We start from the raw sequence: 21,315 nt of genomic DNA, 5'->3' as shown, positions 1-21,315 counted from the left end.
GTTTATAAAACAAGTAATGTTTTTAGCTTTTTTATTTAAAAAATAAGCTACGCTTTATTAATTTCTGGACAATTTTTTTACTTTCCTATTAAGAACAAACATGATAACATTATTTTTCAAGAATCACTAACTTTTTGTTTTTATTCCCTTGCTTTCATTTATATCAGAAATTTTGTCTGTTTTTATTTTCTCCGTATCATCATACAATCTTTTTGACATATCTTTTAACTTTTCTATTGTAATTAATTCCGATTTTATCTTTTCCACTGATTTTTTAGCTATTTCATAAGTATCACTAGAAAAACTCTCTATTCCAGCAGAATTATCTGTTATATTTTGAACTGCTTTCATTATTTCATTACTTGCTAAAGCTTGTTCTTCCATTGAAGTTACAATTTCTGCCACTTTTTCATTAGTACCATTTGCTTTTTCAAATATATTTTCTACAACTTTTTCCACATTTTCTGCATAATCAACACCATATTTTACCATTTCAACCGAGTTATTAGCCGCATTTTGTGTATCTTTAACTTTATCTTTTATTTTAACTGTAATATCCGCTATTTTTTCAGCTTCTTTTCCCGTTACTTCAGCTAATTTTCTTATTTCACTTGCCACAACTGCAAATCCTTTTCCTGCTTCGCCAGCTCTTGCTGCTTCTATTGCTGCGTTTAATGCTAACAGATTAGTTTGATCTGCAACTCCACTTATAGCACTTAATATACTTTCTATATTATTAGAAAAATCAACTAGCTCTACAGTTTTTCCTTCTAAATCTAAAAAGCTTACTTGGATTTTTTCCATTTCATTTGTCAATAAATTTATATTTTCTTTACCTATTCGAGTCTCATCAACTGTTTCTTTTGATATATTTATTGTATCTTTAGCTTTTTCCATTACAGATTCTGTTGTAGCTGATATTTCTTCTAATGACGCTAAACTTTGTTCTGTCGCAGCAGTTTGCTCTCTAACATTATCTAATGTTTTTAAAAGCATTTCTTCCATTCCTTCCAATGAATCCTCTTTGTTATTATCACTACCTACCACTATCTCATTAAATTCACCTGTTATTTTTTTATTATCAAAATAAACAACTTTTGATAATTCTTTTACATTTATAATTATTTTTTCCATCGTTACTATAAAATCATCTACAACTTTCCCTATACGCCCAACTTCATCTTTTCCTTTAATATTAACTCTAGTTGTCAAATCCCCTTTATAAGCCATTTGGACTTTTTCCAAAATTTTAGCAACTCTATTTTCTATCATGAATTTAAAATATACTCCAACTATAAAAATTATAGATATGATTACAATAATTGTTATTATTATCATACTTTTAACCATTGCTTTACTTTGTGCAAAAAGTTCTTGTTCAGGAACTGAAACCATAAAATATTTATCACCTATTTTTTCATATTTTAATATTTTATATCCTTCTTTTCCATAAAAATACCTAATTACTCCACTATCTTGTTTTTTCATTAAATCTAAAATTGGAACACCTGTTTTTCCATCTTTTTCAATATAAGTATTTAATAATGTTTCTTTTTTTGTTACTAATATATTTCCATTTTCTGTTATTACCATTGGATAATTATTTTTTCCATAAAATGGCTTTGCTAACATTAAAGTTCTTAATTTGTTAAAATTTTCATGTTGGTATCTATTTAACTCATCATTTACATCATCTAAATATATCCCTGTACCTACTACCCAATTCCATTCTGGAATATAAAAACATACACTTAATTTTTTAAATTGCGCAGTTGGAAATTTAGGTTTATTCCAATAATATTCTACAACTCCACTTTTTCCTATTTTATCCCCTTGGGTTGTTTTTTCTATTATTTCTTTAATTAAAAATTTTCCTTTTTTATCTTTCAAATCAATATAATTTTTACCCTCAGTTTCTGGTGCCGTTGGTAAAAGAATTCTTGTTCCATTTGTATCATAAATAAAATAATATCCATTTTTTCCATATCTCATATTTCTAATTATTTCTTTCGTTCTATTAATTGCTTCTTCGTGAGTTAAAATACCATTTTTTTCCTCTTCCACATAATTATTTATTGTTCCTTTTACAAGAGAATTTAATGATTCTAAATTATTCCTCTTATTATTCATTAGTTTTGTATATAAACCTTTTCTACCTTCTTCATTTGCAAGATATGTTGATTTTGCTTCATCTAATATTTTATCCATTAACTGCCCTTCTATTGTATTTTTTGCAAAATTATTAAATATACCTGTTATTGATACACTCATAGTTGCCATTACAACTATAATTATCAATGATAAAAATAGAATAAATTTTGTTGCCATTTTGTCTCTAAGCCTATTCTCTTTTTTTACTTTTTTTACTTTCTTCTTTGCTTTTTTACTTTTTTTTAATTTTTCCAATTTAATATTTTTCTCCATAATTCATACCTCCTATTATTACATTGTTTTTCTAGAAAAAATAAACTATTTAAAGTTGTTTGCTAAAATAAATAGAAACGTTCTGGTTTTTCAAATAAATCACTTATTAATTTTTATTATTCTCTAGTATTAACTTTTCATATAGCTTCATATATTCACTTGCAGAATTTTCCCAGCTATAATCTCCTTCCATTGCTCTTAACAGTAATTTGTTCCATATATCTTTTCTGTTTTTATAAAAATCTATTGCTCTTTTTATTGTATACATCATATCGTGAGCGTTTATATTTGTAAAACTAAATCCATTTCCCTCATCCGTATCTTCATTATAAGATAACACTGTGTCATTTAATCCACCCGTTTCTCTTACTATTGGCAATGTTCCATATCTTAAACTTATTAATTGACTAAGTCCGCATGGTTCAAACAACGAAGGCATAAGAAACATATCACTACATGCATAAATTTTATTTGCAAAATTCGCATCATATCCTATTTTTACTCTAACTTTATCTGGATATTTCTCTTGTAAATCTAAAAAATAATCCTCATATTTATCCATTCCAGAACCTAAAACTATAAATTGAACATCATCTTTTAAAATTTCATCAAAAACATGAACTATTAAATCCAATCCTTTTTCTGGAACTAATCTCGATACTAAACCTATAATAGGAGTATTTTTGTCTTCTTTTAATCCAACTTCTTTTTGCATACCTAGTTTATTTTCATATTTGTCATTTATACTTTTACTATCATAATTTTTAAATATTGTTTTATCCGTTGCTGGATTAAAATAATCCATATCAATCCCATTTACAATTCCATATAAATCCTTTGCTCTGCTTTTCAGTATATTATTTAACCCTTCTCCAAAATAATCTGTTTGAATTTCTTTAGCATATGTTTTACTAACTGTATTTAATATATCAGAATTTAATATTCCGAGTTTCATAAAATTCAAATATTTTTTATCTTTTATTTCTTCATAATTAAAATAATCACTAATATTATTTTCAAAAAAACCTTGATACCTCAAATTATGTATTGTATATACTGTTTTAATCTCTTTATATTGTGGATATTCTTTTTTCAAAATTAAACTTATTAATCCAGTTTGCCAATCATTCGCATGAATAACATTAGGAATAAAATCTATTTTATCTAATATTTCCAATACTACTTTCGAAAAATAAGAAAACTGTATATCTCTATCATCATTTTCATATAAATTTTCTCTTTCAAAAAAGTAACTATTTTCTAAAAAGTAAACTGGAAAATCATAGTTATCAATTTTTTTTATTATAGTTTTTTCTTGTTTTCCTCCAAATTCCATATTAAACTCTGCTACCACTTTCATATCTTTTTTATAATCTTCATTAATTTGTTTATATAATGGCAATATAACTCTTACATCATTCCCTAATTTTTTTAATGCTTTTGGTAATGCTCCCGCTACATCTGCTAATCCACCTGTTTTTATAAATGGCACTACTTCTGATGCAACATATAAAATTTTCATAAAATCCCTCCATTTTCAATTCTTTAACCTCTTCTAATGCAAATTATACCTTGTCATTTACAAGAAATCAATTTTTTTTCAAAAAAACGCAGCTCTTTTAAGCTGCGTAATTTTCTAATCTTCTGTTTTTTCTAACGGTTCTATTGTAGTTCCACTTTTAATATTTCCTGAAGAAAAAGCCTCTTCTTTAACTTTTGAAAATATCCTACAGTTTCTACCTATTATTGTATTAGATGGAACTTTTACTCCTTTTGCTATTACAGTTAATCCACTACTTAATAATTTTGGTTTTTCTTCATTTGGTGTCATATCGTCACCATAACCTATTTTACAATTTTCACCAATCACAACTTCTTTATCTATTATCGCTCTATCTATTATTGCGCCTTTTTTTATAACTGTATCATTAAATATTATTGAATTTTTTACTACTGCTCCTGGCTCTACAACTACTCCTGGTCCTAATACACTTTTTTCTACTTCTCCTGTAATTATACATCCATTACAGATTATACTTTGTACAGCTTTAGTATTAATTCCAAATTTTACTCCAGGTTTCTCTTCACTTCTAGTTTGTATAAGCCAATCCTTATCATACATATCTAATTCTATCTTTTCATATGATTCTGTTAATGCCAAATTCGCTTCCCAATAAGAATCATAAGTCCCTACATCTTGCCAATATCCTTCAAATTCATATGCATATACTTCATCTTCATTTATCATTCCAGGTATTATATGTTTTCCAAAGTCCAATTCTGGAATATCTCTATTCTCTTCTAATTTTTTTATTAATACATCTGTATTAAATATATATATCCCCATAGAAGCCAAATTAGTAGTAGGATTCTCTGGCTTTTCTTTGAACGCTTCTATTTTCATATTATCATTATATTCCAACAGTCCAAATCTATGAGCATCTTCCATTGGAACTCTTTGAGAAGCTATTGTAAGAGAAGCACCATTTTTTTTATGAAAATCCAACATTTTTTTATAATCCATTTTATAAACATGATCTCCTGATAATATCAAAGTATACTTTGGATTTTTTCTTTTAAGATAACGAAGATTTTGTAATACTGCATCTGCAGTTCCCATATACCAACCTTTTTTACTTAATCCTGTATATGGCTGTAATAATGTTACTCCTGCATTTTTCCTGTCTAAATCCCACGGATTTCCCATTCCAATATGTTCATTTAAAGACAATGGTAAATATTGAGTTAAAATTGCAATATCATAAATGCCTGAATTAACACAATTACTTAATGCAAAATCAATAATTCTAAATTTCCCTGCAAAAGGTACCCCCGGTTTCGCTCTATGATATGATAAAATATCAAGTCTTGAACCTCTTCCACCTGCTAAAATAATTCCTAACATCTCCATAAAATTACCCCTCCTGTTCTATTTCTGTAGTGTGTTAATCCAATTATACTACACAGGAAACTCTTTTTCAATATTTTTTTTAATTTTCTTAAATTTTTAAAGGCAATACATCAAATGTATTGCCTTTGAAAATATTATCTTTTAAAATTTACGCTTTTTTCTTTTTACTTGCTACATCAAACCAAACTGCTAATAAGATTATTAATCCTTTTACAATTAATTGATAAAATGAACTTATTCCCATTAAACTCATTCCATTATTTAATGTTCCTATTATAAGTGTTCCTATTATTGTTCCTGTAATTGTTCCAGAACCACCACTTAAACTTGTACCTCCAATTGCAACTGATGCTATGGCATCTAGCTCAAACATAGTTCCCAAATTTGGAGATGCTCCATTAAGTCTAGAAGCTAATATTATTCCTGATATAGCTGATAGTATAGCTATTAATGTATATACACTTAAATTAACTCCAAATATATTAATTCCTGATAATCTAGCAGCTTCTTCATTTCCACCAGTAGCATAAATATTTCTTCCAAATTTTGTTTTTCTTAATATAAACACTCCTGCAAAGACTACTGCTATAAATATCGCAACTGCAAAAGGTATACCTTTATATCCCTCAAATACCATAAATGCAAATCCAAATCCTAATATTGTTAAAACTATATTATATATAATTTCTCCATTATTAACCTTTATATTGTATTTCTTTTTTTGCTTAACACCATTCATAATCCCATATATTGCAAACACTACTCCTATTAATAATAAAATACTTGATAAAGATTTTGAAATAAATGCTCCTCCAATTAATGGAAAAACTGAATCAGTTACTGGTACAGAACTTCCATTTGATAACACCATTGCAGTTCCTCTTGCTACTGTCATCATGGCAAGTGTTACTATAAATGGCGGCATTTTATATTTTGCAATCCAAAATCCATTCCAAAGCCCTACTAATACTCCAACTATTAAAATATCAATTATTATTGCTAACCATACATTAACTCCATGATGCATTAATAAGGTAACTATTATCGCTGATAATCCAACTAAAGATCCAACCGATAAATCAATACCTCCTAATAATATTACCATTGTCATCCCAACTGCTATTATCCCTATAGTTGTTACTTGTAGTGTCAAGTTACTTAAATTTCTTGGTGTAAAAAATACATCTGATATTCCTGCTAAAATCACCCACATCACTAACAAAGCTATTAAAGTTGCATTACTTTTTAAAAATTTTTTCATCTCACATCTCCTCTCTAAAATTTCCTGTAGCATAAGCCATTACTTTTTCTTTTGTTACTTCTTCTCTTTTTATATTTGCAACTATCTCTCCTTCTGTCATTACCAAAATTCTATCACTCATCCCCATTACTTCTGGCAATTCAGAAGATATCATTATAATTGCTACTCCTTCTGCTGCTAGCTTATTTATAAGTTTATATATTTCAACTTTAGCTCCTACATCTATCCCTCTTGTTGGCTCATCTAGTATTAAAACTTTAGGCTTTGTTGCAAGCCATTTCCCAATTATAACTTTTTGTTGATTTCCTCCGCTTAAGTTACTAATAGGAACATCTATTCCTGGTGTCTTAACATTTATTTCTTTTACATATTTCTCTGTTATTTTTCTTGCTTCTAAAAAATTTATCATACCTAAAGAATTTGAAATATTACCTAATGTCCTAGAAGAAGTTGTAGTATTAAACATTATATCTTTATCAAGAAATAATCCAAATAATTTTCTATCTTCCGTAACAAGAGCAATTCCTGCTTCTATAGCATCTTTTGGTGATTTTATATTTAATTTTTTCCCATCTAAATATACTTCACCTCTACCTAATTCTGGAGTTCCACCAAATATTGCTGTTACTAATTCTGTTCTACCAGCTCCCATAAGCCCTGCCATTCCAACTACTTCTCCTGCATGTACTTCGAAATTAGCATTTTTTACTTTTTTCTCTCCTGGTAAATATGTATGATCAACATCGTAGTTTTTAACTTCTAAAACTTTGCCTCCTATCTTAGATTCAACTTTTGGGAACATATCTTTTATGTCTCTTCCAACCATTTTTGTTATTATCTCATCCAAAGTTGTATCTTTTATTTTAGTAGCTTCACCTATTGTTTGCCCATCCCTTAATACTTGAACTCTATCTCCTACAATTTCAAATTCATCCATTTTATGAGAAATATATATCATACATACATCTCGTTTTTTTAGATCATTTATAACTCTAAATAGCTCTTTTGTTTCTCTTGTTGTAAGTGCTGATGTAGGTTCATCAAATACCAAAACTTCAGCATTAATTGATAAAGCTTTGGCAATTTCAACCATTTGTTGTTGTCCTACAGTCAAAGACCCAACTTTATCTGATGCTTTAATTCCTTTAATATTTAATCTCTCTAAAATTTCTTCAGCTCTAGAGTTTACTTCATTCCAATTAACTGTTCCAAATTTACCTGGTTGCCTTCCTAAAAAAACATTTTCCGCAACTGTTAAATCTTGAATAAGATTTAATTCTTGATGAATTATAGCCACTCCAGCTGCTTCAGCCTCTTTCGTGTTTTTAAATCTTACTAATTGACCTTTTAGATAAATATCCCCTTCGTAACTAGGATATGCCCATACTCCACTAAGAACTTTCATAAGTGTAGATTTTCCTGCACCATTTTCTCCTGCTAGCACTAAAACTTCGCCTTTACTTGCCTCAAAATTAACTTTATCTAATGCTCTTACTCCTGGAAAATCTTTAATGATATTTTTCATTTGTAACACTACTTCAGACACATTCTCACCTTCTTTTTTAGTTTTTTATAATTTATTACCTTTGCAATACAAAACATCTGTTTTATAGTTCGAATCTTATGTCTTGATTTATATTGCACAAGTTTTAAATTATCCTGTTGCCAAATAGTTGACAACAGGACATTTTTTTTACTTTTTTATATCTTATTTTCCAAAGATTTCAGCATGAGTGTGAAATCCTGATTTTTCTACTACATCTAAGTTATCTTTTGTTATTCTGTATACTGGAGTTACTATTACAGGAACATCCATATATCCATTGTTTATTTTTTTATCATATTTAATAGTAGATTCTACACTACCTTTAGGATTCATTGCTAATTTATATGCAACTTCAGCTGCTGTTTCTGCCAAAGGTTTTACTGCTTTAAATATTTCTACTGCTTGTACACCTTGAGCCACATATCTAAGGTTTGGAAGATCCGCATCAGAACCTGCTACAAATACTTTTGAAGCATCTGCTAATCCTTGAGCTTTTAATGCTGCTATTACTCCTCTTGCCATTCCACTATTGTTACAAATAAAAGCATCTACATTATTATTATATTTTGCCAATACATTTTCTGCAGTAGCCATTGCTTTATCTGGAGCCCATCCTTCATGTGATTGTTTTGCAACTAATTTTAATCCAGGATTTTCGTTTATTATTGTTAATGCTCCTGAACTCATTGCTGCTGCATTAGAATCTCCAGGTTGTCCCATAATTAATGCTACATTTCCTGTTACTGATCCTTTTTTAGCTTTTAACCATTCAACCATTGCTTCACCTTGTAATTTACCAACAGCCCAACTATCTTGTGTAATATGAACATCTAAAGGTCCATTTACAAGCATAGAATCATATCCTACTACTTTTACTCCCTCTTCATGTGCTTTTTTAACCATATTTCCTGCTGTACCTGTATTAACTGGTTGTAATACTATAACTTTAACACCTTTTGCAAGCATATTTTCAAATTTTGCCATTTGTGCTTGTTCATCATTATTTGCTGAATCAAATACTACTTCTACTTTTGGATCTAATGCTTTTATTTTTTCTATAAAGTACCTTTTATCTTTTTGATATCTTTCTTCTTGCATTGTTTTTAATAAAAATCCTATTTTTACAGCACCATTATTTGCTTTCTTTTTAAATAAGAAATCAAATACTCCACCTTGAGCCTCTACTCCAAATACACCAATCAAAAAAACTGCCAATACTCCCATTAAAATACTTTTTTTCATCCTTTCTACCTCCTCTTTTTTTGTATGTAAACTTTGATACTATGGTAAAAAATATCTTCTTCTTATAACACCACTCCCTTCTTAAAATAGATTCCAAAATTTATTTTTTAAGTTTTAATTTTTTTTTATTTTTTTCCGCATTCTTAACACCATCTATTATTTTATTTATAAAATTTTCTTCATGGTGCGTCTTCAATTTGATATCTTTAAATAAACTAGAGCCAAATTTTTGACCAATTTTCAACATATATATATCATAGTGAATATGCTCCGAAACTATTTCTACCAAATATTTATTACTTGTAAAAGTTCCTATAAATTCTCCAGTAGCCTTCCCACTCATAATCAAAGCCACGCTATCATCTACAACTAACATCATTTTTTTATTTATTACATCTGGTTCTTGTCCTAACGAATAAAGCTCTATAAATTTAAACTCTGTCTCAATTTTTTCTGGAGAAAACATAATTATTTTTACTCCTCTAGAATTCAATTCCTTAAACTCTTCACTAAAAGCTCTTAAATTATAGTTAGTATTTATATAGATCTCTTCTTGAGCAGAAAATAATAGCTCTTTTGCTTTTAATATAAAATTATTCTGCCCTTTTATATTCCAATACTCTTGTTCTTGCGTTTTTACTGATTCAAATTTTGAAAACTCATCTTTTAACACTTCCGCAGAATTTTTATAATCTTCTATATATTTATTTTTTAAGTTTTCAATAAAAATTTCAGGTTTTTTAGCTTTATATACTTTTTTTTCTCCTGGCATTAAATAAACAGCACCCTTATCATATAAACTATTTAATGCTGAATATACAGAACCTCTATTCGCATTTAATAGTTTTGAAATTTGAGAACCGTTCAAACCAGAATACCTAACAAGTGTTAAATACACTGTCGCTTCTATTTTTGATAAATTAAATTTTTGTAGTTCATCAACAACCTTCTCCATTGTTATCTCTCCTAACTAACTTCTTGTTGTTATAGATTATACAACATAGAATTCGTTTTGTCAACACTTATTGAGTATTTTTTTACCATTATTAGACACATTATCAGCCAAGTATTGAAAAATATAGGCTCCAGCTTTAAAAAAATATATAAATGGTAATTTTTTATCCTATTTTATATCTTTTTTTAATTGTTTTTTTGCAAAAACATTTAAAAAAAAGATATATTTCGTTTTACAAATTATAAATATTTTCTAAATTCTTGGATTTTAAGAAAATTTTGTCTCGAAAAATTGTACATTTCAAAAAAACATTATAGTTTTTTTCAGGGATTTTAGTAAACAGGGCTGTTCAAAGTTAAAAGTTAAAAGTTAAAAGAAATCTCTTGTATTAAGATTAAAAATAAAGCTCCAGATTGTAAAGATGGGCAATTCGTGAATTGCCCTTACAGGTGAAACAATAGGTAATATAAAATATAGTCTTATAAGTTTATGAAAAGTACAATTAACAAAACAGCATAGCTTATTTTCTGAATAAATTTATGCTTTACCACTAAATTAGAAAAAGACGAGAATAAAATTAAATTCTCGTCTTTTCTTAATATTACTATATATTTAAAAAAATTTATCCCAAAACAATTAATGCAGCTGCTCCTACAAGGCCTGCACTATTTCCAAGTTTTGCTGGTACTATTTTCACAGCATCTAATGATACTTTTAACGTATCTTTTTCTAAAGCTTTGTTTAATTTGTTAAATAATATATCTCCTGCTAAACTAACTCCGCCGCCTATTACAACTATTTCAGGATTAAGTATATTTATAAGATTAGACAATCCTATAGATAAATATTTAACTTCATAGTCAACTAAATCAAGTGCAAACTTATCGCCTTTCTTAGCAGCATCAAATATAACTTTTGCATTTACTTTTGAAAAATTTCCATTTACAACTTCCCAAATTAAAGTATCTCTATTCACTCTTAATCTTGATACTGCTTCTCTTTCTAATCCTGTTGCAGATGCGTAAGCTTCCCAACATCCTTTTTGTCCACAACCACAAAGCTTTCCATCTTCAATTACTTTCATATGTCCAATTTCTCCTGCTGCTCCATTTGTCCCTGATATAAGGTGTCCATTTAAAATTATTCCTCCACCTATTCCTGTCCCTAATGTTATTCCTAATACATTTTTATACCCTTTTGCAGCACCAAGCCAATCTTCTCCAAGTGTTATTACGTTTACATCATTTCCAACTTTTACTTTTAATCCTGTTAATTTTTCCAATTTTTCTGCTGCTGGAAAATTTTCCCATCCAACCATATTTGCACAAAAATTAACAACACCTGTATCAGTATTTACTGGACCAGGTATTCCCATCCCTATTCCCAAAACATCTGCTTTATAAACATTATTTTCATCTAACATTTTCTCCACAAGATTTTTTATTCTATTCAAAACATCCTCTGCACCATTAAAAGCTTCTGTCTTAATAGAATAAGTCTTTAATATTTCTCCATTATTTTTTAATATTCCAGCTTTTATATTTGTTCCACCCACATCAATTCCTACAACATACTTTAACATATTTTTTTATACCTCCATATTTTAGTTTTTTAATATCTCAAAATTATTATATACAATTTCAAAATTTATATCAACTATTTTTATTCATCGACTATTTTTTCATTTCCAATTATAAATTATTCTCTCTTCATATATAAAAAAATAAGCTACGCTTTAATCTGGTAGAGTATAAATATTTTTCTAAATTTTTGGCTTCTGAAAAATTTTGCCTTGAAAAATCTCATATTTCAAAAAAATGGCGTAGCTTATTTTCTGGACAAATTTATACTCTCCTAACAAATAAAAAATGAGCTATGCTTCATCTTATATCAAAAACATATCAAAAATCCCACCTTCTTTTTCAGAATGAATATTCCCACCACTTCTTACTCTATTAGATTTGTATTCACTCTCTTCTACTCTTGACATAATCCTACAATTTCTTTCTATATATGTAGAGTCAGGAACACAAGCAAATTTTCCTATTAAATTTATTCCACTATAAAGTTTTTCCGAAATTTCTTTATTTGGAGTATAATCCGTTCCTATCCCTATTCTACAATTTTTTCCAATAACAACTTTTTTATCTATTATACTTCTATCTATTATAGTATCTTTATTTATTATTGTTCCATTAAAAATAATAGAATTTCTTACAACAGCTCCTTTTTCCACAACAACTCCTGGAGATATTACACTATTTTCTACTTTCCCATTAATTCTACACCCATTCGATATAAGACTTCTTACTGCTGAACCTTCTTTTCCAAATTTAACTGGTGGCAACTCTTCACTTTTTGTATGAATTTTAAAATCTTCCTCATATAAATCTACTGGCGGATAATCACTTACAAGTTCTATATTAGCTTTCCAATATTCTTCTATTGTTCCAACATCTCTCCAATATCCTTTAAATTTATATGCAAAAACCTTATATTCTCCTATCATTTTAGGTATTATATGTTTTCCAAAATCTTCTCCACCATTTGGACCACAATATTTCAATAATAACTCTTTTAATAATTCTGTTTTAAATATATATATTCCCATAGAAGCTAAATTACTTTTTGCTTCTTTTGGTTTTTCTTGAAATTCTATAATTTTATTTTCCGAATCAACCTCTAATATACCAAATTGACTCGTATTTTCCATTGGAACTTCCTTTACTGCAACTGTTAAATCAGCACCTGTTTTTTCATGATTACGAATCATTTTTTGATAATTCATTTTGTAAATATGGTCTCCTGCTAGAATTAAAGTATTTTTACTTTTATGATCCATTACATAATTTAAATTTTGGTATACCGAATTAGCTGTACCATTGTACCAATCCCCTTCTGATCTTTGATATGGTGGTAATAAAGTTACTCCGCCAAATGACCTATCCAAATCCCATGGTCTACCTATTCCAATATGTTCGCTTAATGATCTAGGCAAATATTGTGTTAAAATTCCAACTGTATAAATCCCAGAATTCACACAATTGCTTAAAGCAAAATCTATTATCCTATATTTTCCACCAAATGGTACTGCCGGCTTTGCTCTATGCTTTGATAAAATATCCAACCTAGTTCCTGCTCCACCTGCTAAAATTAAAGCTACTGTCTTTTTCCCCATAAAGCCCCCCTATTTGTCTTCATTTTTCCCATTTTCGTATTTCATTACATATATTATACTAATTTTTCATTTTTTACAATATATTATACAATAAAATTTTTATTTTCCTTTTTATTTATTGAAAATTTTTATTTAAAATGTTAAAATAAATCACAATAATAATTAGAGTAAAAAATATAACAATTAGGAGGATTTAATTATGAGAAGTTTATCAGGAATTCAACCAAGTGGGACTTTACATATAGGCAATTACTTTGGTGCAATCAAACAATTTATTGATTTTCAATCTAAATATGATGGATTTTATTTTATTGCTGATTACCATGCGCTTACATCTCATCCAAGTCCAGCACAATTAACTAAAAACACATATGATGTAGTCTTAGATTATTTAGCTTTTGGACTTGATCCAGAAAAATCTACACTATTTTTACAATCAGATGTACCAGAGGTTACAGAATTAACTTGGATTTTAAGTAATGTAACTCCAATAGCACTTTTAGAAAGAGCTCATTCTTATAAAGATAAAGTAGCAAAAGGAATTGCTGCAAATCACGGGCTATTTACTTACCCTATATTAATGGCTTCTGATATTTTAATTTATAATTCTGATATAGTACCTGTTGGGAAAGATCAAAAGCAACATGTGGAGATGGCAAGAGATATTGCAATTAAATTTAATAGTATTTATGGGGATATTTTCAAGCTTCCAAAAGAATTAATAAAAGATACAATGGCTGTCGTTCCTGGAATAGATGGGCAAAAAATGTCAAAAAGTTATAACAATACAATAGAGATGTTTGCTCCTAAAAAATCTTTGAAAAAGCAAATTATGAAAATAGTAACTGACAGCACTCCATTAGAAGAACCTAAAAATCCTGACATCTGTAATGTTTTTGCTTTATATAAATTGTTTGCAACAGAAACTCAACTTGAAGAGATGAGACGAAAATATTTAGGTGGAAATTATGGATATGGTCATGCTAAAAAAGAACTTTTAGAAATAATTTTAGAATATTTTAAACCATATAGAGAAAGAAGAGAAGAATTAGTTAATAATATGGATTATGTAAAAAAAGTTTTAAAAGATGGTGCTGAAAAAGCTCGTAGTGTTGCAACAGAAAAAATTATAGAAGTAAAAAAAGCTGTCGGATTAGTTGGAAATATTTACTAAGAAACGGCTTAAAAATAACCTTCCGATTTTGTTTTAAAATACACAATGATTTAGAAATGATTTGAAAAAATCAAAATAAAATATGAACCCCATTATCATTTTAAATTTTTTTAATGATGATGGGGAATTTAAAATTTAGAGGTAATCGTTATGTTAAATAAAATTTTATCAAATTATAATATAGACGTATATGGAATAACAAATATAACTGACTTTTCATATTTAAAAAATATTTTTAATTCAAAATTAGCTGATAATCATATTGTTGAATTTGATGAAAAAGATTTTAACAAAAGATCTAATTTAAATAATATTTTTCCAAATATCAAATCTATTATTTCAATTGCATTTCCATATAACAATGGAAATATTCCAGAATACAAAGAATATAAAATATCAAAATATGCTTTAAGATTAGACTATCATCATGTTGCAAATAATATTTTAGAAAAAATAATAATTGAATTAAAAAATATATATCCTAATAATAAATTTGAAATATATGTAGACTCAAATCCACTTTTTGAAAAAGAGATAGCGAAAAATAGCGGAATTGGACTTTATGGAAAAAATTCTTTAATATATACAAAAAAATATGGTTCTTTTATCTTTTTAGGAGAAATTTTAACTGATTTAGAATTAGCGCCTACTGAATTATCTGAAGAATTTAATTTACTCTGTAATAAATGTAATTTATGCAAAACTAGTTGTCCTAATTCTGCTATTTTAGGCGATTTTAAACTTGAGGCTACAAAATGTATTGCATATCTAACAACTACTAAAAATAATATTTCGCCTGAATTGATTTATAATAATTATTGGGGATGCGATATCTGCCAAGATGTATGTCCTATGAATAAAAATATATCTTCTTCTCCAATAAAAGAGTTTAAAATTTTAAATAATTTATATATTTCTATTGAGAAAATTTTATTCATGTCCAATAAAAAATTGAAAAAATTTTATTCTAACACTCCAATTGGTTGGACTGGAGCTAATACTTTAAAAAGAAATGCACTTATTATAATTGGAAACTCTAATAATAAAAAATATATAGATTTATTAGAAAAATTTATTAAATCTAATAATAATGAGATACTTTTAAAATATGCTAAAATTAGTTTAGAAAAATTAAATAGGACAATATAAAGTTAAAAAAGAAAGGTGCTTAAATTTAAGCACCTTTCTTTTTTTATTAATTCCCACACTAAATTTATTATTTTTTCTCTCCAATATTTTTTTCAATTTTTAACTGTTTTAGCTCTTCTTCCATTATATTTTCTATATTTTTTTTATATTCAACATCTACATCATTTTTTATATAATTTATAGCATCTTTTAATTTTTTAATATCAAAATCTTTTCTTTCAATTATATTTATCAAATTATTTTTAACTGTTTTCCATTGCAAATAACTTTGATATTCTCTTTCAGCTTTTGGATTAATTTCTTTTCCCCTATTCTCTTTTAAAATTTCTTTTAATTTATTTAAAACTATTACTTTTGCTTCACTTTCAACAATTTTTCCTTCTTCAAAATATTTTATAACATCTTTTATAATGTTAGGATTTGTAACCATTCTTGATATTATTTTATTAATATATTTTTGCATTTTATAATCATTATATTCATAGATAATATTTTCTTTCTTTCGCACATCAAACATTCTTTTTTCTTCTTCAATTTTTATTCTTTCTCTTTCTGCTTTGAGCCTCTCTTCTTCAGCTTTAATTCTCTCTTCTTCAGCTTTTTTTCTCTCTTCCTGTAAACTTATTCTCTCTTTTTCAGCTAATTGCCTTTCTCTTCTAGCATTTTGGGCATCCTGTTTAGCTTTTTCTAAATAATTTTCAGTTTCTAATTTTAATTCATCTATTTTTTTATATTCTCCTTCTATATCTTTAAATGCTTTTTCTAAATAGTCATCTATCTCTTTTCGAATATTTTCTCCATTTATAACTTTATATTTTTCTATCGATTTAATTTTTTTAGGGGTATCCACAGGATAAATCACTAAGTTAATAATTACAAATATACATATTATCACGATTAAATTAATCGAATTTTTCTTCATTATATTACACCCCCACTTATAATTTTTTTAAGACACTCCTTAATATTTTTTCAAAAATATATTTCTTTCTATTATTACTATTGCATATTTACTATCTGACTCTGTAGTTTCTCTTTTTTCCGCAAGCATATTTCTTATTATACCAGCATCTCCAGAAAAAGTTGCATATCTAAGCAAGTCTCTCTCTTTGTCTATAGAATGATTTGCTTTTCCTTGATTTTCTAATAAAATTTTAGTTATTTCTGGAAGATTTAAATCCATTGCTTCTGCAAGAGGCGTTCTCCCTAATTTATCTTTTTCATTAGGATTTGCTCCAAGTTTCAATAGTTTAGTTACTAATTTTTTATCTCCTTTTGCAACTGCAATCATTAATGCTGTTTTTCCACTTATATCTTTTATATTTAATCCTTCTAATAGTCCACTATCAAGCATATAATTAATCATGTTTCCTCTGTCTAAATATATAGAAAGTATTAATGGACTTCTTCCACTATTATCTGTTAATAAATAATTTGCTCCGTTTTTTACTAAATATTCAAAAATATCATCATACCCTAAATATATAGAAAGCATTAGCAAAGAATTCCCTTTTCTATCTTTTATATTCAGATTAGCGCCTTTTTCTTTCAATAATCTAATTGTTGCAATATCTCCTTTTTTTACAGCCATCATCATATATTTATTTAAGTAAGATTCACCAGTTGCAGCAAAAGTCTCCACTACTAGAAAAAATACCATTAGCAATCCAATTATTACTTTTTTCATTTTTCTCTCCCCCTTAGCAATACGCTTCAAATAGTTGTAATAAATATAAAATATCCTCTTCATTCTCATTTGTAACTTCTTTCTCTTCATTTTTCATTTTAAGCACCCCCCGCTTCTTTTTTATTCCATTTTTGAATTTGAATTTAATTTCAGAACACAAAACTTTAAAAAAATATTGTTCCAAAACTAAATTTGATTTCCATTTTGGGGCAACATCTTTAAAATTTAAAAGGGAATTTTTTTATTCCCTTTTTCTAATATAAGTATTACTACATTTTTGATTAAAAGTCAATACTTTTTATAAAATTATTTTACAATTAAGTTTAAAGAATAGCCATTGAGTTATAAAAAGTCATAACTTTTTATAACTCAATTTTGATTTAATATAGGTTTGCTTAAATTGAGGTGAAAAATAAATTTTTATCTCTCTTTTATTTCTATTGTTCCTGAATTATAAGTTTTTATGTAATAGCCAGATTTTAATATATTCATTGCTGACTCAACTCTATTTCCAGATTCGTCATATATTTCATAAAATACATCTTTCGTCGTTTCTATATAATATTGCTCCTCTGATACGCCTTCTCTTATTTTAAATGATTTTTTTCCTGATACTGTTTTTATTTCATTTAATCCTATTAATGGTGTATACTCTTTGGATTTTATTTCTATTGTTCCTGAATTATAAGTTTTTATGTAATAGCCAGATTTTAATTTATCCATTAAATTAGAATCAACTCTATCCCCAGATTCATCATATATTTCATAACCTACATCTTTCGTCGTTTCTATATAATATTGCTCCTCTGATACGCCTTCTCTTATTTTAAATGATTTTTTTCCTGATACTGTTTTTATTTCATTTAATCCTATTAATGGTGTATAATCTTTGGATTTTATTTCTATTGTTCCTGAATTATAAATTTTTATGTAATAGCCAGATTTTAATTTATCCATTAAATTAGAATCAACTCTATTTCCAGATTCATCATATATTCCATAAATCACATCTTTCGTCGTTTCTATATAATATTGGCCCTCTGATATACCTTCACTTATTTTAAATAATTTGTCTCCTGATACTGTTTTTATTTCATTTAATCCTATTAATGGTGTATAATCTTTGGATTTTATTTCTATTGTTCCTGAATTATAAGTTTTTATGTAATAGCCAGGTTTTAATTTATCCATTAAATTAAAATCAACTCTATCCCCAGATTCATCATATATTCCATAACATACATCTTTCGTCGTTTCTATATAATATTGGTCTTCTGATACGCCTTCTCTTATTTTAAATAATTTGTTTCCTGATACTGTTTTTATTTCATTTAATTCTATTAATGGCACATACTCTTTTGATTTTATTTCTATTGTTCCCGAATTATGAGTTTTTATATAATATCCGGATTTTAATGTATTCATTAAATTTAAACCAGAAATTTCTTCCCCCGTTTCATTATAAATATTACAGTACACATCTCCTATTGTTTCTATATAATATTTACCTTCTACTATTCCTTCTATCTTTAATTCTACTTCTTCTTTTGCAACTTCTATTTTTTCATTTAACGTTATCGTTCCATCATTAATATTAATATTTTCACTACTAAAACATCCACCAACTATCACCAACAAAATTACTATTACTAATAAATTAATTTTTTTCATATTACAAAACCTCCATATTTTATTTAAAAAAATTAAAAAAAAACACCTTGCCTATTTTAGAATATTATTTTTTAAACGTTCTTTTGTTATTTCTTATTATTTTTAAGTCGTTTCCAAAAAATTATTTTATCAAAAGATTAAAAAAGATAGCTCCTAAATTTAAAAAGTAATCGCTTTCCATGTCGCATTCATCATCTACTATATGCTTTCTTAATATACTATCTATTACTCCCCACATTGACATTGCTAATATTTCTGCATCAATCTCTTTAATGTCTATCTCATGCTTTTCGATTCCCCAATTAATAACTTCTCTTATACCAGATAATATCTCATTGAATATTCTTTTCAAAACTTCTTTTATTTTTTCATCATCTATTTCAGAGTATGCTTTATATACGATCTTATATGACATATTCTCATTTTTCAACATGTTATATAAATTTTCTCCTATAAAATAAAAATTTTTAGAAATTGTATTCCCACTATTTACACCTTCAAAAAAATTATTATATATATTATCATAAAATCTCTCTAATACAGATAAAAAAATATATTTTTTCCCTTTAAAGTATTTATATAAAGTCGCTTCTGAAATCTTTCCAATTTTAGCTATTTGTAAAGTAGTCATACTTTTATAATTTGCTTTAATCAATATCTCTTCTGCTATATCCATTATTAATTCTCTTTTTCCCTCTGCCATCTATAACCCCTTTTCATAAAATATTAATTACATTTTAAAATTTTTTTAATCTTTTTTATAATAAAAAAATAAGATACGGTTTAGCTTATGAAACATAAATATTTTTTCCCTAGTGTCAATTATCATTTTTTCTTTACTACTCAATTATATCACATCTAAAAAAAACTTCCAATTAAATTTATAAAAAAAGATAGTGTTCAACTATTATAACTCAAATATAGTCACAATAATAAATTTATACTTTTCCTATTCTAACATAAAAAGAGATACCTTAAGGTATCTCTTTTTATACTATACAATTTTTAATCTCTTTTATGGTGCCGAGAGCGGGACTTGAACCCGCACGAGGTCACCCCCGCTGGATTTTGAGTCCAGTGCGTCTACCAATTTCACCACCTCGGCGTTGGAGAATATTTTATCACAACTTTATTTAAGTGTCAAGCTAATTTTTTTATTTAGGAACGTTTAAAAAATAATGTTATCATATTTTGTTATAAAACTGCTTAAAACATTGCATACATTTGGCATAATTTTTTATATGATTTTCATAAAAGAACCTTGAGCCTTTTAGAAGAAAATGGGAATATTATTTTTTATTAATATTATCCTTCATAATCTATAGTAGATTTTTTTGTTTCTGTCTCTTTTGCATATAATCCACTCTGTTTCAATAATTCTACAACTTGATTTTTTATTATTTCTGATTCCTTTAACATTTGTTTTGTTTTCTTGTCATAATCTTCATATGTTTTTTTAGTTTCTTCTGTGTTTTTATTTTTAATTTTATTAGTTTCTGAATTTTCTGTTTTGTTTTCTTCTGTTTTATCTGTACTTTCAACTCCACCATTTTTATACCAATTGTCAAGTTTTTCTATTGTTCTATCATATGTAGCTTTTCCTAATGCTGCTACATCTTCTGATACTGCACCTAAAAAATCTTTTGCTTCATTATACCCTTGTGTAATTGATTTTTTAGCTAAATTATAAAAATCGTCCAAAACTTTTTGACTTTCTTCTTCACTGTGGTTTATTTTATATTTATCATATACTATTTTTGCAAAATTAAAAATATCATCTGATACTGCATCTACTCCCCATTTATTTGAATCTATTCCTAATTTTTTCTCTAAATCACTATATTTTTTATTCACTTTACTATTTTGCTGATTTATTATATCAATTTGATTAGAAATATCTAAAAAATCTTTTTTTGTAAAATTTGATATATCTTCTTTTTCATTATTACTACTCTTATCACCTCCTTTTAACTCTGTTGATTTTAACAAAGTATCAATTTGTGTTGAATTAAGACTGTTGATATTTGACATCTCAATCTCCCCCTTGTGTATTTTTAAATACAGTTCTAATTTAATTATCGTCTTTTATTCATATTATATAACCATATTCAGGAAAA

The 21,315-nt window shown here is 26.9% G+C and carries 16 protein-coding genes and 1 tRNA gene; 2 read left to right on the top strand and 15 right to left on the bottom strand.

Translation table 11 applies throughout. The features are described 5' to 3' along the window. Positions 1 to 126: 126 nt before the first annotated feature. From RDY08_RS02310 to RDY08_RS02270, 9 genes are all read right to left on the bottom strand, one after another. Positions 127 to 2,424, bottom strand: a complete 2,298-nt coding sequence (locus tag RDY08_RS02310) for a methyl-accepting chemotaxis protein (protein ID WP_307904815.1) — start codon at positions 2,422 to 2,424, stop codon at positions 127 to 129. A gap of 106 nt (positions 2,425 to 2,530) precedes the next feature. Continuing rightward, positions 2,531 to 3,946 carry a glycogen synthase GlgA gene (gene glgA / locus RDY08_RS02305; RefSeq protein WP_307904814.1) on the bottom strand — a complete coding sequence of 472 codons (1,416 nt, stop codon included), beginning with the start codon at positions 3,944 to 3,946 and terminating at the stop codon, positions 2,531 to 2,533. A gap of 114 nt (positions 3,947 to 4,060) precedes the next feature. Then, a complete protein-coding gene (locus RDY08_RS02300) occupies positions 4,061 to 5,335 on the bottom strand; it encodes a glucose-1-phosphate adenylyltransferase (protein ID WP_307904813.1) in 1,275 nt (424 codons plus the stop codon). A gap of 148 nt (positions 5,336 to 5,483) precedes the next feature. Then, positions 5,484 to 6,596, bottom strand: a complete 1,113-nt coding sequence (locus RDY08_RS02295) for a sugar ABC transporter permease (protein ID WP_307904812.1) — start codon at positions 6,594 to 6,596, stop codon at positions 5,484 to 5,486. A 1-nt stretch (position 6,597) separates the two neighbouring features. Then, positions 6,598 to 8,142: a sugar ABC transporter ATP-binding protein gene (locus RDY08_RS02290; RefSeq protein WP_307904811.1), complete on the bottom strand. Its 1,545-nt coding sequence runs from the start codon at positions 8,140 to 8,142 to the stop codon at positions 6,598 to 6,600. 162 nt (positions 8,143 to 8,304) lie between these two features. Further along, entirely contained in the window at positions 8,305 to 9,384 is a 1,080-nt protein-coding gene (locus RDY08_RS02285; protein WP_307904810.1) for a sugar ABC transporter substrate-binding protein, read from the bottom strand. A 100-nt stretch (positions 9,385 to 9,484) separates the two neighbouring features. After that, on the bottom strand, positions 9,485 to 10,339 hold the full coding sequence (locus RDY08_RS02280) for a TrmB family transcriptional regulator (protein WP_307904809.1): 855 nt from the start codon (positions 10,337 to 10,339) through the stop codon (positions 9,485 to 9,487). A gap of 622 nt (positions 10,340 to 10,961) precedes the next feature. Continuing rightward, positions 10,962 to 11,921 (bottom strand): ROK family protein, encoded by a 960-nt coding sequence (locus RDY08_RS02275; RefSeq protein ID WP_307904808.1) that lies wholly within the window; start codon positions 11,919 to 11,921, stop codon positions 10,962 to 10,964. A gap of 303 nt (positions 11,922 to 12,224) precedes the next feature. Further along, positions 12,225 to 13,517 carry a glucose-1-phosphate adenylyltransferase gene (locus RDY08_RS02270; RefSeq protein WP_307904807.1) on the bottom strand — a complete coding sequence of 431 codons (1,293 nt, stop codon included), beginning with the start codon at positions 13,515 to 13,517 and terminating at the stop codon, positions 12,225 to 12,227. A 196-nt stretch (positions 13,518 to 13,713) separates the two neighbouring features. On the opposite strand from RDY08_RS02270, the gene trpS reads away from it, so the two are divergent. Together trpS and queG are read left to right on the top strand one after the other, a co-directional pair. Further along, positions 13,714 to 14,691: a tryptophan--tRNA ligase gene (gene trpS, locus RDY08_RS02265; protein ID WP_307905435.1), complete on the top strand. Its 978-nt coding sequence runs from the start codon at positions 13,714 to 13,716 to the stop codon at positions 14,689 to 14,691. 150 nt (positions 14,692 to 14,841) lie between these two features. After that, positions 14,842 to 15,840: a tRNA epoxyqueuosine(34) reductase QueG gene (gene queG / locus RDY08_RS02260; RefSeq protein ID WP_307904806.1), complete on the top strand. Its 999-nt coding sequence runs from the start codon at positions 14,842 to 14,844 to the stop codon at positions 15,838 to 15,840. A 67-nt stretch (positions 15,841 to 15,907) separates the two neighbouring features. On the opposite strand, the gene RDY08_RS02255 is transcribed toward queG, so the two are convergent. From RDY08_RS02255 to RDY08_RS02230, 6 genes are all read right to left on the bottom strand, one after another. Next, the gene (locus tag RDY08_RS02255; protein ID WP_307904805.1) at positions 15,908 to 16,762 is read right to left on the bottom strand and encodes a hypothetical protein; all 855 of its coding nucleotides are present in this window, start codon (positions 16,760 to 16,762) and stop codon (positions 15,908 to 15,910) included. A gap of 39 nt (positions 16,763 to 16,801) precedes the next feature. Then, positions 16,802 to 17,527, bottom strand: a complete 726-nt coding sequence (locus RDY08_RS02250; protein WP_307904804.1) for an ankyrin repeat domain-containing protein — start codon at positions 17,525 to 17,527, stop codon at positions 16,802 to 16,804. A 420-nt stretch (positions 17,528 to 17,947) separates the two neighbouring features. Then, entirely contained in the window at positions 17,948 to 19,198 is a 1,251-nt protein-coding gene (locus RDY08_RS02245) for a hypothetical protein (RefSeq protein ID WP_307904803.1), read from the bottom strand. A 121-nt stretch (positions 19,199 to 19,319) separates the two neighbouring features. Then, the gene (locus RDY08_RS02240; protein WP_307904802.1) at positions 19,320 to 19,901 is read right to left on the bottom strand and encodes a TetR/AcrR family transcriptional regulator; all 582 of its coding nucleotides are present in this window, start codon (positions 19,899 to 19,901) and stop codon (positions 19,320 to 19,322) included. Positions 19,902 to 20,216: 315 nt separating this feature from the next. Then, positions 20,217 to 20,303, bottom strand: a tRNA-Leu gene (locus RDY08_RS02235). Between the two features lie 200 nt (positions 20,304 to 20,503). Then, complete coding sequence (locus RDY08_RS02230) at positions 20,504 to 21,229, bottom strand: DUF5610 domain-containing protein (RefSeq protein ID WP_307904801.1); 726 nt, start codon at positions 21,227 to 21,229, stop codon at positions 20,504 to 20,506. Positions 21,230 to 21,315: the final 86 nt, after the last annotated feature.

This window comes from Haliovirga abyssi, assembly GCF_030295325.1.
Taxonomy (GTDB): Bacteria; Fusobacteriota; Fusobacteriia; order Fusobacteriales; family Haliovirgaceae; genus Haliovirga; species Haliovirga abyssi.
Note: the sequence above shows the minus strand (reverse complement) of the source record. Positions and strands in the feature narration are given on the sequence as shown.

Bases quoted from the DNA above. Each gene is read 5' to 3' on its own strand.
- RDY08_RS02310 (WP_307904815.1), bottom strand. From the start codon at position 2,424: ATGGAGAAAAATATTAAATTGGAAAAATTAAAAAAAAGTAAAAAAGCA.
- glgA (WP_307904814.1), bottom strand. From the start codon at position 3,946: ATGAAAATTTTATATGTTGCATCAGAAGTAGTGCCATTTATAAAAACA.
- RDY08_RS02300 (WP_307904813.1), bottom strand. From the start codon at position 5,335: ATGGAGATGTTAGGAATTATTTTAGCAGGTGGAAGAGGTTCAAGACTT.
- RDY08_RS02295 (WP_307904812.1), bottom strand. From the start codon at position 6,596: ATGAAAAAATTTTTAAAAAGTAATGCAACTTTAATAGCTTTGTTAGTG.
- RDY08_RS02285 (WP_307904810.1), bottom strand. From the start codon at position 9,384: ATGAAAAAAAGTATTTTAATGGGAGTATTGGCAGTTTTTTTGATTGGT.
- RDY08_RS02280 (WP_307904809.1), bottom strand. From the start codon at position 10,339: ATGGAGAAGGTTGTTGATGAACTACAAAAATTTAATTTATCAAAAATA.
- RDY08_RS02275 (WP_307904808.1), bottom strand. From the start codon at position 11,921: ATGTTAAAGTATGTTGTAGGAATTGATGTGGGTGGAACAAATATAAAA.
- RDY08_RS02270 (WP_307904807.1), bottom strand. From the start codon at position 13,517: ATGGGGAAAAAGACAGTAGCTTTAATTTTAGCAGGTGGAGCAGGAACT.
- queG (WP_307904806.1), top strand. From the start codon at position 14,842: ATGTTAAATAAAATTTTATCAAATTATAATATAGACGTATATGGAATA.
- RDY08_RS02255 (WP_307904805.1), bottom strand. From the start codon at position 16,762: ATGAAGAAAAATTCGATTAATTTAATCGTGATAATATGTATATTTGTA.
- RDY08_RS02250 (WP_307904804.1), bottom strand. From the start codon at position 17,527: ATGAAAAAAGTAATAATTGGATTGCTAATGGTATTTTTTCTAGTAGTG.
- RDY08_RS02245 (WP_307904803.1), bottom strand. From the start codon at position 19,198: ATGAAAAAAATTAATTTATTAGTAATAGTAATTTTGTTGGTGATAGTT.
- RDY08_RS02240 (WP_307904802.1), bottom strand. From the start codon at position 19,901: ATGGCAGAGGGAAAAAGAGAATTAATAATGGATATAGCAGAAGAGATA.
- RDY08_RS02230 (WP_307904801.1), bottom strand. From the start codon at position 21,229: ATGTCAAATATCAACAGTCTTAATTCAACACAAATTGATACTTTGTTA.